Origin of the sequence: Enterobacter sp. Ag1, from assembly GCA_000277545.1 — a bacterium.
Classification (GTDB): domain Bacteria; phylum Pseudomonadota; class Gammaproteobacteria; order Enterobacterales; family Enterobacteriaceae; genus Cedecea.
Map to the genome: position 1 here is coordinate 122,002 of AKXM01000004.1, position 14,437 is coordinate 136,438.

The window sequence follows — 14,437 nt, forward strand, 5'->3', positions numbered from 1 at the left end:
CCTATGTCACTGCATCATCTAACGCGTTTTCCTCGTCTGGAATTTATTGGCGCACCGACGCCGCTGGAATATTTGCCGCGCTTTTCGGACTATCTTGGCCGTGAAATTTATATTAAACGTGATGACGTGACGCCGATGGCGATGGGCGGCAACAAGCTGCGCAAGCTTGAATTTTTGGCGGCGGATGCGCTGCGGGAAGGGGCCGATACGCTGGTCACTGCAGGCGCTATCCAGTCTAACCACGTTCGCCAGACGGCGGCGGTGGCGGCAAAGCTTGGGCTACATTGCGTGGCGCTGCTTGAAAACCCTATCGGGACAAAAGCCGAAAACTACCTGACTAACGGCAACCGTCTGCTGGTCGATCTTTTCAATGTCGAAGTTGAAATGTGCGAGGCGCTGAACGCCCCGGATAAGCAGCTGGAAGCGGTGGCTACGCGTCTGGAAGCGCAGGGATTCCGGCCTTATGTTATTCCGGTCGGCGGCTCAAATGCGTTAGGTGCGCTAGGGTATGTTGAAAGCGCGCTGGAAATTGCCCAGCAGTGTGAGAACGCCGTGAACCTGTCATCCGTGGTGGTTGCCTCGGGCAGTGCGGGGACGCATGCTGGTCTGGCGGTCGGCCTTGAGCAGTTGATGCCGGACGTGGAGCTGATTGGCGTCACTGTGTCCAGAACCGTGGCGCAGCAAAAACCCAAAGTTGTCGCCCTGCAGCAGGCCGTGGCGAAGTCGCTTGAGGTTAGCGCGACCAGCGAAATTATTCTGTGGGATGACTATTTCGCGCCAGGCTACGGCACGCCGAATGAAGAGGGGATGGAAGCGGTGAAGCTGCTGGCCAGACTTGAAGGCATCCTGCTTGACCCGGTCTACACCGGCAAAGCGATGGCCGGGCTTATTGACGGCGTGGCGCAAAAAAGATTTAAGGATCAGGGGCCCATTGCCTTTATTCATACCGGCGGAGCGCCGGCGCTGTTTGCCTACCATCCGCATCTGTAAGACGCGGGTCTGGTCTTAATCATCAGGAATCACCATGCAAGAAAGTTTGCAACTGGTGCTGGATTCAGCACCGTATCTGCTTAAAGGGGCGGTTTTCACACTCCAGCTGAGTATCGGCGGGATGTTTTTTGGCCTGATCCTCGGGTTTATGCTGGCGCTGATGCGCCTGTCGGCGTTTTGGCCTTTTTCGCTGCTGTCGCGTTTTTATGTTTCCATTTTCCGCGGGACGCCGCTTATCGCTCAGCTGTTTATGATTTATTACGGGCTGCCGCAGTTTGGCATTGAGCTGGATCCTATCCCGTCGGCGATGATTGGCCTGTCGTTAAACACGGCGGCTTACGCCTCTGAAACCCTTCGGGCGGCCATTGCCTCTATTGATAAAGGCCAGTGGGAAGCGGCGGCCAGTATCGGGATGACTCGCTGGCAAACGCTGCGCCGCGCGATTCTGCCGCAGTCGGCCCGCGTGGCGCTGCCGCCGCTGGGGAACAGCTTTATCAGCCTGGTGAAGGACACCTCGCTGGCGGCCACCATTCAGGTACCGGAGCTGTTCCGCCAGGCGCAGCTGATCACCTCCCGCACGCTGGAAGTGTTCACCATGTATCTCGCCGCATCCCTGGTCTACTGGGTAATGGCGACGGTGCTCTCCACGCTGCAAAACTATTTTGAAAACCAGCTTAATCGCCAGGACAGGGAGCCGAAATGAGCGCCATTGACGTTAAAAAACTGGTGAAAAAATTCCACGGGCAGACGGTGCTGCACGGCATAGATCTGGACGTTAAACCTGGCGAAGTGGTGGCGATCATTGGCCCAAGCGGCTCAGGAAAAACCACGCTATTGCGCAGTATTAACCTGCTGGAAGAGCCGGACAGCGGTACGATTCAGGTGGGGAATATCACGATTGATGCCGGACAGTCTCTGGCAAAGCAGAAAGAGAAAATTCGTGCGCTGCGCCAGCAGGTGGGGTTTGTGTTCCAGAGCTTCAATCTTTTTCCACACCGCACGGTGCTGGAAAATATTATTGAAGGCCCGGTCATCGTTAAGGGCGAGCCGAAAGCAGAAGCCATTGTCCGGGCGCGCGAGCTGCTGGAGAAGGTGGGCTTAAGCGGGAAAGAGAACAGCTACCCACGTCGCCTGTCAGGCGGGCAGCAGCAGCGGGTGGCGATTGCCCGTGCGTTGGCCATGCGGCCAGAAGTTATTTTGTTTGATGAACCGACTTCGGCGCTGGATCCTGAGCTGGTGGGAGAAGTGCTGAATACTATTCGCCAGCTGGCGAATGAGAAACGCACCATGGTCATTGTGACCCACGAAATGAGCTTCGCCCGGGATGTGGCCGACCGGGCAATATTCATGGATCAGGGCAAGATTGTGGAGCAGGGGCCGGCAAAAGCGCTTTTCGCCAGCCCACAGCAGCCGCGCACGCGGCAATTTCTGGAGAAATTTTTGACCCAGTAACCGCTAGGCAGGCCTGGTTTCACCCCCAGGCGGCTTTCGCGGAGCCGAGTGCCGCCGGTGGTGTGCCCCAGATAACCGGCGTGCCTGCCAGCCTCAGCGGGAACTTCAACCGGTTTCCCAGCCCAAAGGCAGACCACTCCATCGTCGGCTGGTAATCATGCGGGCCGATAGCGGCAAGCGCTGATTGACCTCCTGCCGGGCAAGACATTAATAAAGCGGCCGTTCGGGCGAGCGACAGGCGTGCGCTGTAGCCCTGACGCTGCTCATTTCGGACCTGGAGGCCTTTTAGCACTGCAGCGGCAAGCAGGTAACCCGTGGCGTGATCCAGTGCCTGAACCGGGAGCGGGTGAGGCCGCCCGGTATTTTTCCAGTGCATGCCCGCGTCGGCGATACCGCTGGACATCTGGACCAGGCTGTCGAAACCACGGCGGTTACGCCACGGCCCGTGCCATCCCCAGGCGTTGAGCGACACGTCTATCAGACCGGGAGAGAGCTGCTGTCGGGTTTCGGCATCAAAACCCAGGGCTTCCAGAGCATCCGCCCGGTAGCCATGCACCAGCACATCGGTATCGGCGAGCAGGGCCTTGAACTGCTCTCTGCCTTCGGCAGATCTGAGGTCGAGCCTCGCGCATTTTTTCCCGAGAGTAACTTCCTCAACCAGCGTCGGCTCTTCCCATTCAGGGGGATCAAGGCGCAGCACCTGCGCCCCAAGCCCGGCCAAAAATCGGGTGGCAACCGGGCCAGCAATAATACGAGTGAGATCCAGCACGCGGAGGCCTGCCAGCGGGCGGGCTGGTGGCAATGCTAATGCAGGGCGAGGGGCTTCGGCATGGCGTTGCTGCCAGAACAATGGCTCTGCCGCAACGGTTTTCCCATGAGGATGCTTCAGCCATTCGTCGTGGCTTAACATCGCTGCCGCGCATCCACCTGCGGCAACGATCGCCGCTTCAAGCTCAGTTTTTCCCCACGCGGTAACTCGCTGGGCGAGCGCTGATTTATCCTTGCTCACACCCAGGATGCTTTCCATTGCCTGGCGATGATGCGGCGCGTTGGTATGCAGGCGGATCCAGCCGTCCCGAGTGGCATAATCCCCGGCAAACTCATCCCACAGCGCGGCAGGAGCGCGGTTCACGGGGAAATGGCTGCTTGAAAACCAGTATGAGGCCAGCCGCTGGTCTATATAAAGCGGCGCATCCGGGCGAGCAAGCAGCGCTCTCAGGGCACAACCCGCCGTCGCCAGGCTGGCGGTGGCGAATTCGGTCACAGGAAAACGGGAACTGAGCTCACCTTTACCCGTCACGGCCACTGACGGCTGAGCGATTTCCAGCCCCAGATCCCGAACCATTGATCCGAAGAGGAGGGAAAACGAAGATTTAACCATACAGAGCTCCAGTAAATTTTTCCTGACATATGTAAAAACCGAAGAATTGTGGCGGAAAAACCATAAATCACATTAATTAGTTTAATAAATGTGTTAGCTTATTACATTCTATTAATGAAATACTTTTTAGCGCCAGGAGAGACGCCAGATATAATGCTGGAACGTAACTTTTTTAGCTGGCGACGGGAAGCGCTCGAACTTTTCCTGTCAATTACTGAAGCCAGCGAATTACAAACTTTAGTTCAACAACAAACTCAGCGCCTCGAGTTTGATTATTTTTCGCTGTGTGTGCGGCACCCGGTGCCTTTTACGCGACCTAAATTATCATTGCAGAGTTCTTATCCGCAAAAATGGCTGGAGTGGTACGTGACTGAAAACTATTTTGCCATTGACCCGGTATTGAAACAGTCTAATTTCATGCGGGGTGAAATAATCTGGAGCGATGCCCTGTTTGCTGAATCTCGTGAGCTTTGGGATGCCGCGCGCGATCACGGTCTGGCGACCGGGCGCACACATTGCGTGATGGCCCCTAATCGTACGGCGGGTTTTCTCTCCGTTTCACGCTCTGGCGTTCGCAAGGAACTTGTGTCGGAAGATGAACTTGGGCTGCGGCTGAGCTACCTTGCCGAGCTGAGTATGGCGACGTTAAATCGGCTGGACGATCCGTCGGTCGAGATGATTGACATGAAGCTCAGCAAGCGCGAAAGAGAGATTCTTCAGTGGACAGGCGAAGGGAAAACGTCGGCAGAAATTGCGATTATCCTGTCCATTTCTGAGAACACGGTGAACTTCCATCAGAAGAATATGCAGAAGAAATTCAACGCGCCAAACAAGACGCAGATAGCCTGCTATGCGGCGGCGATGGGGATTATCTGAACCTGGAGGGCAAGTGTTGCGTCAGGTGCTGACGGCTGGCGAACCCGGATTCTGCCAGCCGCCCCGGCTTATTGACGGTAAGCCTGTTTAATTTGCTTAACGGTATTGCTGAATACTTCAGCCTGAGTTGGGTCTTCCAGTTGAGCGATCTGCTTTTCCATTTTCAGGATAACGCGGCCCGCATCGGCCTGGCCCATAGCCTGCAGCATCAGGGTTAACAGCGTCTTCAGACAGGTGACTTCTTGTGCCAGTTCACGGGTGTTTTCGGCGGTGGAAAAATCTGGAGTGCTCATTTACTTTCCTCAATGCTTAGTTTGTACGCTGCCATTATGCACAGTGATATTCATAAGGCGGCGGAGTATACCATAACATTCATCAGAATTATTCATGTTCGACGAATGAGAATGCGTCTGAATGTTTATGGTAATAAACAACCCTTGCTCAGGGTTATTCCCGCAGGAAGCGATGAGAATTAAAAGAAATTGTTTCGCTCTCGTTTAACTAACGTTAAATAAAGAGAGAGAAGAAGGATTTTATTCTTGATGATGGTCGCATTTTGATAATTAGCTGTTTTTTAATCAGAGAATAATCGCCTGAACACGATGCTTAGAATGTTGAGGTGTGCCGCAGAAACAGATCTGAAAGTAAAGATATATTCTTCTTAAGTGTTAACAGAATGTGCTGACCGCAATTTGGATTTTAATGTTGCCGGAAAAACGTTAATATATGGCCAATTAGCTATCAGCAGCGTTATCCCTTTCTGGAGAATAGCCCTTTGATCAACGTTCTTCTTGTTGATGACCACGAACTGGTGCGCGCAGGGATACGACGCATTCTGGAAGAGATTAAAGGCATCAAAGTCTCGGGTGAAGTTAACTGCGGTGAGGATGCCATCAAATGGTGCCGCAGTAACCCGGTCGATGTCGTGTTAATGGATATGAATATGCCGGGGATAGGTGGCCTGGAAGCCACCCGTAAAATTGCCCGCTACTCTTCAGATATCAAAGTTATCATGTTGACTATCCACACTGAGAACCCGCTGCCTGCCAAAGTCATGCAGGCCGGTGCGGCAGGGTATCTAAGTAAAGGCGCAGCGCCTCAGGACGTGGTAAATGCCATTCGTTCCGTTAATGCGGGCCAGCGTTACATCGCCTCCGACATTGCCCAACAGATGGCCTTAAGCCAGATTGCACCCGAGGCAGAATCCCCCTTTGCCAGTTTGTCTGAGCGTGAATTACAGATTATGCTGATGATCACCAAAGGCCAGAAGGTCAATGAGATCTCTGAGCAGCTTAATCTCAGCCCTAAAACGGTGAACAGTTACCGCTACCGCATGTTTAGTAAACTGAATATCAGCGGGGACGTGGAGCTGACGCACCTGGCGATTCGCCACGGGTTATTCAATGCGGAGACGTTAATCAGCAGTGAGTGAACCTTTTGATTCCCGGGCTTTTCTCAAGACGGTAACCAGCCAGCCCGGCGTCTACCGCATGTACGATGCCGGCGGCACGGTTATCTATGTCGGCAAAGCTAAAGACCTGAAGAAACGCCTCTCCAGCTATTTCCGCACGAATCTTGCCAGCCGTAAAACTGAGGCGCTGGTGGCGTTGATCCAGCACATTGATGTCACGGTGACCCACACGGAAACCGAGGCTTTGCTGCTGGAGCACAACTACATCAAGCTCTATCAGCCGCGCTACAACGTGCTGCTGCGAGACGATAAATCCTATCCCTTTATCTTCCTGAGCGCCGACAGCCATCCGCGGCTGGCGATGCACCGCGGCGCGAAGCACGCGAAGGGAGAATACTTTGGCCCGTTTCCTAACGGTTATGCGGTGCGGGAAACGCTGGCGCTGCTGCAAAAAGTCTTTCCGGTTCGCCAGTGTGAAAACAGCGTGTACCGCAACCGCTCGCGGCCTTGCCTTCAGTATCAAATCGGCCGCTGTCTTGGCCCCTGTGTTTCAGGCCTGGTCACAGAAGAAGACTATGCCCGGCAGGTGGACTATGTTCGCCTGTTTTTAGCCGGGAAGGACGACCAGGTGCTGACGCAGCTTATTTCCCGCATGGAAGCGGCGAGCAAAAATCTTGAATTTGAAGAGGCCGCGAGGATCCGCGATCAGATTCAGGCGGTCCGACGTATTACCGAAAAACAGTTTGTCTCCAACACCGGCGACGATCTGGACGTGATTGGTGTCTCCTTTGATGCGGGTATGGCCTGCGTACACGTCTTGTTCATTCGCCAGGGCAAAGTATTGGGCAGCCGCAGCTACTTCCCGAAAGTCCCGGCAGGCACCGAACTTAGCGAAGTGGTGGAGACGTTTGTCGGGCAGTTCTATCTCCAGGGCAGCCAGATGCGCACGCTGCCGTCTGAAATCCTGCTCGACTTCGCGCTGGCGGACAAATCTCTGCTGGCGGATTCGTTGAGCGAGCTGGCCGGGCGTAAAGTGAATGTGCAGACTAAACCTCGCGGCGATCGGGCGCGTTACCTGAAGCTTGCCCGCACCAACGCGGCAACGGCGCTGGTGACAAAACTTTCACAGCAATCCACCATCCAGCAGCGCCTGAAAGCGCTGGCCGAAGTGCTAAAACTTCCTGAAGTGAAGCGGATGGAGTGTTTTGATATCAGCCATACGATGGGGGAGCAAACCGTCGCTTCCTGCGTGGTGTTCGACAGTAACGGCCCGCTTCGGGCGGAATACCGCCGCTACAATATTACCGGTATTACGCCGGGGGACGACTACGCCGCCATGAATCAGGTGCTGCGCCGCCGCTACGGTAAAGCAATAGAAGAGAGCAAAATCCCGGACGTGATCCTGATCGACGGCGGGAAGGGGCAGTTGGGGCAGGCGAAGGCGGTGTTTGCCGAGCTGGACGTGCCCTGGGATAAACACCATCCTTTATTGTTGGGCGTGGCCAAAGGCAGCGACCGCAAAGCCGGGCTGGAAACATTATTCTTTGAGCCCGAAGGTGAGGGGTTCTCCTTACCGCCGGATTCTCCGGCGCTGCACGTGATCCAACACATTCGCGATGATTCACACGATCATGCGATCTCCGGCCACCGTAAAAAACGAGCGAAGGTGAAAAGCACCAGTTCGCTGGAGACGATTGAAGGCATCGGGCCAAAGCGCCGTCAGATGCTGCTGAAGTATATGGGCGGATTGCAACCGTTAATCAACGCCTCCATCGAGGAGATAGCAAAAGTGCCGGGCATCTCGCAGGCATTGGCAGAAAAGATCTACTACTCGTTGAAACATTAAGGGCTCTGTAGCAACATAGAGACAATTTCCACTTATGACAGATAGTTAACTGGCACTATGCGATTCAATATCCCAACACTGCTCACGCTGTTTCGTGTCATCCTTATCCCGTTCTTTGTGCTGGCGTTTTATCTGCCGTTCAACTGGGCACCTTTCCTTTGCGCTTTCATTTTTTGGCTGGCGGCCATAACCGACTGGTTTGACGGTTTTCTTGCGCGTCGCTGGAACCAAAGTACCCGCTTCGGCGCATTCCTCGATCCCGTTGCCGATAAGGTGATGGTGGTGGTGGCGCTGGTGCTGGTGGTAGAGCATTATCACGCCTGGTGGGTGACCTTGCCTGCGGCCACGATGATCGCCCGCGAGATCATTATTTCCGCGCTGCGTGAATGGATGGCGGAAATTGGTAAGCGCAGCCGTGTGGCGGTTTCCTGGATCGGTAAAACCAAAACAATGGCGCAAATGTTGGCGCTGATTGGCATGCTTTGGCGGCCAAACATGTGGATTGAGTACACCGGTATCGCGCTTTTCTTCGTTGCGGCGGTGCTAACGTTCTGGTCAATGTTCCAATATTTGGCCGCGGCACGCGGTGATTTGCTCGAACCGTGATCTATCCGACGCAAAATTCAGCAAACGATTCGTGGTGTTAGAAAATTTCATTGACTCATTGCGTCAGGTAAGTAGAATGCAACGCATCGAAAGGCAGCAAGGTTTGCCGGAAGATAATAAAATCAAGTGATTAGCTTAATAGCCACCAACAGTCACTTGTACAAAAAGCGGGAATAGCTCAGTTGGTAGAGCACGACCTTGCCAAGGTCGGGGTCGCGAGTTCGAGTCTCGTTTCCCGCTCCAAATTCAGGTAATAGACTTTCTGTTGCCGCCTGAAAAGGCAAAAGATTTTGGCGCGTTAGCAAAGCGGTTATGTAGCGGATTGCAAATCCGTCTAGTCCGGTTCGACTCCGGAACGCGCCTCCAATTTCTTCCCGAGCCCGGATGGTGAAATCGGTAGACACAAGGGATTTAAAATCCCTCGGCTTATGGCTGTGCGGGTTCAAGTCCCGCTCCGGGTACCATGGGAATAAAAAGAATAAAATCAATGATAAGCAGTGTCGTGTAAACCACCTTCGGGTGGTTTTTTATTGCCTGCGATTTGCCATTCTGAAAATTATCCTGCCTGTTCCGCTAAAAGCATGCCATGCTAAACCCTTCCCTGGCATTCCATCTGGTAACGATGAACATTTTCTCCCGACACCCATTTGATGTCGCTTTCCAGGGCCGCGCGCTCAAGGCTGACAGCATTTTCGCCAGTAAAGGCCACGTCCTGATGATCCACGGAGGTTCAAAAGACCGCGAGGCGAGCCTTCGGTACCGGCACTTAATGGCTGAGCTGGGTTTTGGCAGCACGGCTTTTGATTGTATCGGGCATGGGGAAACTGGCGGCGATCTCTCTCAATCTTCTTTAATCAGCCGCACAGACCAGGCCCTTGCGGTTGCCGAACATTTAGGTTCTCAACTGACCGGCTGCATGGGCGTCAGCATGGGGGCGTACAACGCTTTGCAACTGAGCCAATCCGTGTCTCTGCGTTCCCTTATCCTGATGGTGCCGGGCGTGTATCACCCTTCGGCTTACCGGGTAAACTTCGGGCCTGAATTTTCCGCCATTATCCGCCAGCCGCGAAGCTGGGCCGACAGTGACGCCTGGCAGGCCGTGACTGAGTTTGGCGGTAATGTTCTGGTCATCGCTGCGGCTGAAGACCGGGTGATCCCGGCGGAGATCCCGCCCCGGCTTTATGATTCGACGTCGGGGCAGGGCAAACATGCTTTGCTGACCGTGCCGGGTGCCGACCACAACAGCGTCTGGCAGGCGCTGCAGCACGATCCCCCGCTCTACGAAAAAACCTGTCAATTATTGGTGGAATGCCTGACGAAAGCGGAATGAAAATGACTCGTCGCGCGTAGAACGGGTACACTACGCCAAATTTTATTCAAAACGCGAGACGAGGAAGCCAAAAATGACCCAGGGCCCGCTGAACGAAGACGAAATTATCTGGCTGGATGACATTCTGCTGAAGTACGGCACCGCGCATTCGGTGATTGATGTAGCCGAGCTGGATGGGCTGCTCACGGCGCTGCTGTCAGGTCCAACTGTGACCGAACCTGCTACCGTGCTGAGGGCGGTATGGGGCGGCGATGTCGAGCCGGAATGGGAAAGCAAAGAAGAGCTGACGCGCTTTAGCGTACTGGTGTTCCAGCATATGAACGACATTGCCGAACGCCTGGCGGAGTATCCGGGGCAGTTTGAGCCTCTGTTTGGTACCAGCGAAGTGGATAACCGCGAAATCACCATCGTGGAAGAGTGGTGCTACGGCTACATGCGCGGTGTGTCACTGGAAAGCTGGCCTGCGCTGCCGGCAGAACTTCAGCCAGAGCTGGAGGCGATTGCCCTGCATGGGCTGGAAGAGAATGAAGCGAAGTTTGAAAGCCTGACGCCGGAAGCATTTCTGGCGAGCATTGAGGCGATTAAACCTGCGGCACTGGCGTTATACGGATACTGGCACAGCCAGCGAAACGGCGGGGCGCTGCACTAAAATGAAAATAGCAGGCCGCAATGGCCTGCTACTTAACGGCAATTAAGCCTGAGCGTCCAGCGTGGCCAGCTCTTTATCGACAAAGTAAAGGCCTTCGCCGCTTTTGCCCACCAGGCTGAGTTTATCCAGCACGGATTTAAACAGTTTCTCTTCTTCATGCTGCTCGGCAACATACCACTGCAGGAAATTAAAGGTTGGATAATCCTGAGAGGTCATTGCGGAATGGACCAGAGCATTAATCTGACGCGTAATTAACTGCTCGTGCTCGTAGGTCGCTTTAAATAATTCGGCCAGTGAAGCGTATTCTAAATACGGGGACTGAATGGCGTTAATACGCGGCATGCTCCCGGTATCATTTAAATATGCAAACAGACGCTGCATGTGCTCCATCTCTTCCTGAGCGTGGCGGCGCAGGAACGCGGCAGCCCCTTCGAAGCTGTGATAGCTGCACCAGGCGCTCATCTGCTGGTAAAGCAGGGAGGAGTAGAGTTCAAGGTTCATCTGCTCGTTCAGTTTTTCAATCATTTCCGTCTTCAGCATCACAGGCTCCATATTTTTTGAGGGGCGTTAATATGGCGCTACTTTAATTATTAATTTTCAATAATGCAAAGAAATTGTTAATTATATTAGTGTAATGAGAATGGTTGTTACTATTATTTTATTTGTGACAAAATGAATTAATAATGAGAATTAATCTTGTTCCGCTTCGCTATTTTATTGCCAAATAATGTGTCATGAATTAGTCATATTTAGCCGCGCAAAATGGTAACCATGCTAAGAGTAAGCCCATGTTGTCATTGGAAAATCTTATGGCTAAATATTCTTATGTCCGCCATTTACCTGACGCGGGAGCTGTGGCTAAATACGTTTCTTTCAAAATTAGACTGCACATGAATATTCTTCATTTTCTTCTCGCACTTTTTGTCATCATGGGACTGGCGTGGCTGGTGAGCTTCGATCGTAAAACCATCCGCATCCGCTATTTGTTACAACTTGTCGTCATTGAAGGCCTGCTGGCGTTCTTCTTCCTGCACTCCGACAGCGGCTTGTGGGTGATTAACGGCGTGTCCGGTTTCTTTGGCCACCTTCTGACCTTCGCCGGGCAGGGCAGCGACTTCGTCTTTGGCGGCATGAGCAAAGCGGGCCTGGCCTTTATCTTCCTTGGCGTGCTGTGCCCGATTATCTTTATCTCGGCGCTGATCGGGATCCTGCAGCACTTCCGCATTCTGCCTATTATTATTCGCATTGTCGGTACGCTGCTTTCTAAAGTGAACGGCATGGGCAAGCTGGAATCATTCAATGCCGTGAGCTCGCTGATTCTGGGTCAGTCCGAAAACTTCATCGCCTACAAAGGCGTACTGGGCGATCTAAGCTCTCGCCGCCTGTTCACCATGGCCGCAACGGCGATGTCCACGGTTTCGCTGTCCATCGTCGGGGCCTACATGACGATGCTGGAGCCGAAGTATGTGGTTGCGGCGCTGATCCTGAATATGTTCAGCACGTTCATTATCCTGTCGATCATTAACCCGACCCGCCCGGGCGCTGAGCCAGAAATCAAGCTTGAGAAGCTGCACGAATCCCAAAGCTTCTTTGAAATGCTGGGGGAATACATCCTCGCAGGTTTCAAAGTGGCGATGATTATTCTGGCGATGCTGATTGGTTTTATCGCGCTTATCAGCGCCATTAATGCACTGTTCGCGACCGTCTTCGGTCTGAGCTTCCAGCAAATTCTGGGCTACGTTTTCTATCCGTTTGCCTGGCTGGTGGGGATTCCTCAGGCGGATGCGCTGAAAGCGGCCGGCATTATGGCGACCAAGCTGGTGGCGAACGAATTTGTGGCGATGATTGAGCTGCAGAAGATCATGGCGACGCTGTCGCCGCGTGGGCTGGGGATCCTGTCGGTCTTCCTGGTGTCCTTCGCTAACTTTGCTTCCATCGGGATTGTGGCCGGGGCTATTAAAGGGCTGAACGAAAAGCAGGGGAACGTGGTGTCTCGCTTTGGCCTGCGCCTGGTGTACGGTGCGACGCTGGTCAGCCTGCTGTCCGCGGCGTTTGCCGGGCTGGTTCTGTAAAAACAAAAAACGGCGGGTTTCCCCGCCGTTTCTTTAACGCAAAATCATCAGAACGCGGCGCAGACCGGCTGGTCAATGCGCATCACGGATTCTTGCGCAAAGCGAGTTTTATAGATAGAGCGCAGTTCGTCTACCTTTTTGCTGCTCTCCGCATCGCTGCCGCGAATCAGCATGATCGCTTTGCTCGGTTCGTGGGTCACTTCACCCTTAGCATTCAGCCACTGGCCTTTGGCGTCATATTCGGTCAGCCCTTCGCGGAAGCGCGGGGTCACGTCTTTATCCACGAAGCTACGCCATTCATTGGCGGTAATTTCCGCGCCGGATGGGCGGCTGATACCGAAATAGAGCGTGGTTTGCGTCATCTGATCGCCTGCCTGGCACTGTTTAGCCGGGGCGGTAACCGCCGATGTGGTTTTCGCTGGCGTGACGCAGCCCGTCAGAGCCAGAGCTAATGCCCCGGCCAGTGTTGCTTTATAAAATACCATTATCCACCTGTCTTGCTGTCATCATCATTATTAAAATTAAATGCGGAATGATTCCGCCGCGATATAAAATTACAATTCCGCACTTTTCGCAAGTCGCCGAGCATCAATAGGGCAATAATAATCCCGCAGATGCCGCTGCAGGGCAGCACCCACTGCGCCGGGAAGTATCCGGCAATCGTTCCCGTGACCAGCGGGACGACTAACGTAATGCCGAGCTGCAGTCGCCAGGTTGCCGCCATAGCGGCGCCGACCTGTGGGCCAGGGAAACTGTCCATCACGTTGAGCGTGGCGACCAGATAGAACCAGTTACTGAACAAATGAGCGATAACGATCAGCGGCACCGCCAGCCACAAAGTGCCCGAGTAACCCACGGCGAAATAACATAAAGTAAAAAGCAGCAGCGCCAGCATTAGCGGGAAGCTTTTACCCGCCCGGTTGCGCACCTGTTTTTCGCTGAGCAGGAGCGGGGCGAGCAGTTGCCCAGCGCTACGGGCAAACAGCAGCGCCAGGCCATTGGCCGCGTTATCACCCGGCAACGCAGTAGCCAGCGCCGGGAGCAAAGCCATTACGGGGGCGCCGACCAGCGCAAGGCTGGGCAACAGCAACAGGCTGCGCTTTTGCTCCGGGGTAACGTTCTGCCAGCTAAACTCCTCGCTTTCGTCTGGGGCGCTGTCTTCTTCTCCCTTCATAACAAAGGCCGCCGAGGCGTACCAGAGCAGCCCTATGGCAACGATGAAACTGATTGCATCCAGCAGCAGCATCAGCCAGAGGCTGACGTGGCCATATAATAATGTCCCAAGCCCCACGCCGAAGATAACGTTGGCGGCAAACACCAGCGTTTCAACGCCTGCGGCGGCGGGCATTAGCGCTTTAGATAAACCTTGTTTGAAAAGCTGACTTAAGGCCGGCACCGTCAGGCCGGTGCTAAAAGCGGCGGCGGCCTGGCTTAGCAACAGCAAGCCTGGGTGTTCATTCCACAGCGCAAGGCACGGCAGAAGCAGCCCTGTAAGACCGAAAACTTCGCCGAGAAGCAGCACAGAAAACGCCGGCCAGCGCTTTAATAACCACACGCCAGCAAAGCTGGCAGGTAAGCCGGGCGCAAGGGCGAGGACGTAAGCAAGAGAAAGCCAGGCGGGGGTAGCGTGACTGTTTAACAGCTGACTGAAGACCAGAACGTAAGTCAGGCCGTTACCTACAGAAGAAAACAGCAGCGCCAGTCCGAGCAGCGTGAACCAGCGGTGCTGGCGCAGGGCGCGTAGCAATAAAAGAAGCATGTTAAGTTCCTGATGAAAAAATAGAGTCAAGCCGCCGTGGGAAAACGGCAGCGCGAGATATTTAT

General features: G+C 54.1%; 15 protein-coding genes and 3 tRNA genes. 13 read left to right on the forward strand and 5 right to left on the reverse strand.

Going from position 1 to position 14,437, the window contains the following annotated elements:
• The first annotated feature begins 3 nt into the window (after nt 1-3).
• From dcyD to tcyN, 3 genes are read left to right on the forward strand one after another with little or no spacing between them, the layout of a single operon-like run.
• On the forward strand, nt 4-990 hold the full coding sequence (dcyD, locus tag A936_RS01300; RefSeq protein ID WP_008453823.1) for a D-cysteine desulfhydrase: 987 nt from the start codon (nt 4-6) through the stop codon (nt 988-990).
• A 34-nt stretch (nt 991-1,024) separates the two neighbouring features.
• On the forward strand, nt 1,025-1,693 hold the full coding sequence (gene tcyL / locus A936_RS01305) for a cystine ABC transporter permease (protein ID WP_008453825.1): 669 nt from the start codon (nt 1,025-1,027) through the stop codon (nt 1,691-1,693).
• Nucleotides 1,690-2,442 (forward strand): L-cystine ABC transporter ATP-binding protein TcyN, encoded by a 753-nt coding sequence (gene tcyN, locus A936_RS01310; protein ID WP_008453828.1) that lies wholly within the window; start codon nt 1,690-1,692, stop codon nt 2,440-2,442. Before tcyL ends, tcyN begins: the two co-directional genes overlap by 4 nt.
• A gap of 19 nt (nt 2,443-2,461) precedes the next feature.
• On the opposite strand, the gene A936_RS01315 is transcribed toward tcyN, so the two are convergent.
• Nucleotides 2,462-3,823, reverse strand: coding sequence for a CoA transferase (locus A936_RS01315; protein ID WP_008453830.1), 1,362 nt, complete (start codon nt 3,821-3,823; stop codon nt 2,462-2,464).
• Nucleotides 3,824-3,976: 153 nt separating this feature from the next.
• Between A936_RS01315 and sdiA the strand changes: the two genes are divergently transcribed.
• A complete protein-coding gene (sdiA, locus tag A936_RS01320) occupies nt 3,977-4,699 on the forward strand; it encodes a quorum-sensing transcriptional regulator SdiA (protein WP_008453832.1) in 723 nt (240 codons plus the stop codon).
• Nucleotides 4,700-4,767: 68 nt separating this feature from the next.
• On the opposite strand, the gene A936_RS01325 is transcribed toward sdiA, so the two are convergent.
• Nucleotides 4,768-4,992 carry a DUF2594 family protein gene (locus tag A936_RS01325; protein WP_008453834.1) on the reverse strand — a complete coding sequence of 75 codons (225 nt, stop codon included), beginning with the start codon at nt 4,990-4,992 and terminating at the stop codon, nt 4,768-4,770.
• Nucleotides 4,993-5,474: 482 nt separating this feature from the next.
• Between A936_RS01325 and uvrY the strand changes: the two genes are divergently transcribed.
• From uvrY to A936_RS01365, 8 genes are all read left to right on the forward strand, one after another.
• Nucleotides 5,475-6,131 (forward strand): UvrY/SirA/GacA family response regulator transcription factor, encoded by a 657-nt coding sequence (gene uvrY, locus A936_RS01330; RefSeq protein ID WP_008453836.1) that lies wholly within the window; start codon nt 5,475-5,477, stop codon nt 6,129-6,131.
• Nucleotides 6,124-7,956: an excinuclease ABC subunit UvrC gene (gene uvrC, locus A936_RS01335; protein WP_008453838.1), complete on the forward strand. Its 1,833-nt coding sequence runs from the start codon at nt 6,124-6,126 to the stop codon at nt 7,954-7,956. The genes uvrY and uvrC overlap by 8 nt, the downstream gene beginning before the upstream one ends.
• A 57-nt stretch (nt 7,957-8,013) precedes the next feature.
• Complete coding sequence (pgsA, locus tag A936_RS01340) at nt 8,014-8,562, forward strand: CDP-diacylglycerol--glycerol-3-phosphate 3-phosphatidyltransferase (RefSeq protein ID WP_008453839.1); 549 nt, start codon at nt 8,014-8,016, stop codon at nt 8,560-8,562.
• Nucleotides 8,563-8,729: 167 nt separating this feature from the next.
• Nucleotides 8,730-8,805: transfer RNA gene (locus A936_RS01345), tRNA-Gly, on the forward strand.
• A 49-nt stretch (nt 8,806-8,854) separates the two neighbouring features.
• Nucleotides 8,855-8,928 (forward strand) — tRNA-Cys (locus tag A936_RS01350).
• Nucleotides 8,929-8,940: 12 nt separating this feature from the next.
• Nucleotides 8,941-9,026: transfer RNA gene (locus tag A936_RS01355), tRNA-Leu, on the forward strand.
• A 122-nt stretch (nt 9,027-9,148) separates the two neighbouring features.
• Nucleotides 9,149-9,892, forward strand: a complete 744-nt coding sequence (locus tag A936_RS01360) for an alpha/beta hydrolase (protein WP_008453840.1) — start codon at nt 9,149-9,151, stop codon at nt 9,890-9,892.
• 73 nt (nt 9,893-9,965) lie between these two features.
• A complete protein-coding gene (locus A936_RS01365; RefSeq protein WP_008453841.1) occupies nt 9,966-10,541 on the forward strand; it encodes a UPF0149 family protein in 576 nt (191 codons plus the stop codon).
• Between the two features lie 42 nt (nt 10,542-10,583).
• Here the strand turns inward: A936_RS01365 and ftnA are convergent, their stop codons facing one another.
• A complete protein-coding gene (ftnA, locus tag A936_RS01370; protein WP_008453843.1) occupies nt 10,584-11,081 on the reverse strand; it encodes a non-heme ferritin in 498 nt (165 codons plus the stop codon).
• Nucleotides 11,082-11,431: 350 nt separating this feature from the next.
• Between ftnA and A936_RS01375 the strand changes: the two genes are divergently transcribed.
• The gene (locus tag A936_RS01375) at nt 11,432-12,613 is read left to right on the forward strand and encodes a NupC/NupG family nucleoside CNT transporter (protein WP_008453845.1); all 1,182 of its coding nucleotides are present in this window, start codon (nt 11,432-11,434) and stop codon (nt 12,611-12,613) included.
• A gap of 47 nt (nt 12,614-12,660) precedes the next feature.
• Here the strand turns inward: A936_RS01375 and A936_RS01380 are convergent, their stop codons facing one another.
• Together A936_RS01380 and A936_RS01385 are read right to left on the reverse strand one after the other, a co-directional pair.
• Complete coding sequence (locus A936_RS01380) at nt 12,661-13,098, reverse strand: DUF3574 domain-containing protein (protein WP_008453847.1); 438 nt, start codon at nt 13,096-13,098, stop codon at nt 12,661-12,663.
• On the reverse strand, nt 13,098-14,372 hold the full coding sequence (locus A936_RS01385) for an MFS transporter (RefSeq protein ID WP_008453849.1): 1,275 nt from the start codon (nt 14,370-14,372) through the stop codon (nt 13,098-13,100). The genes A936_RS01380 and A936_RS01385 overlap by 1 nt, the downstream gene beginning before the upstream one ends.
• Between the last annotated feature and the right edge of the window lie 65 nt (nt 14,373-14,437).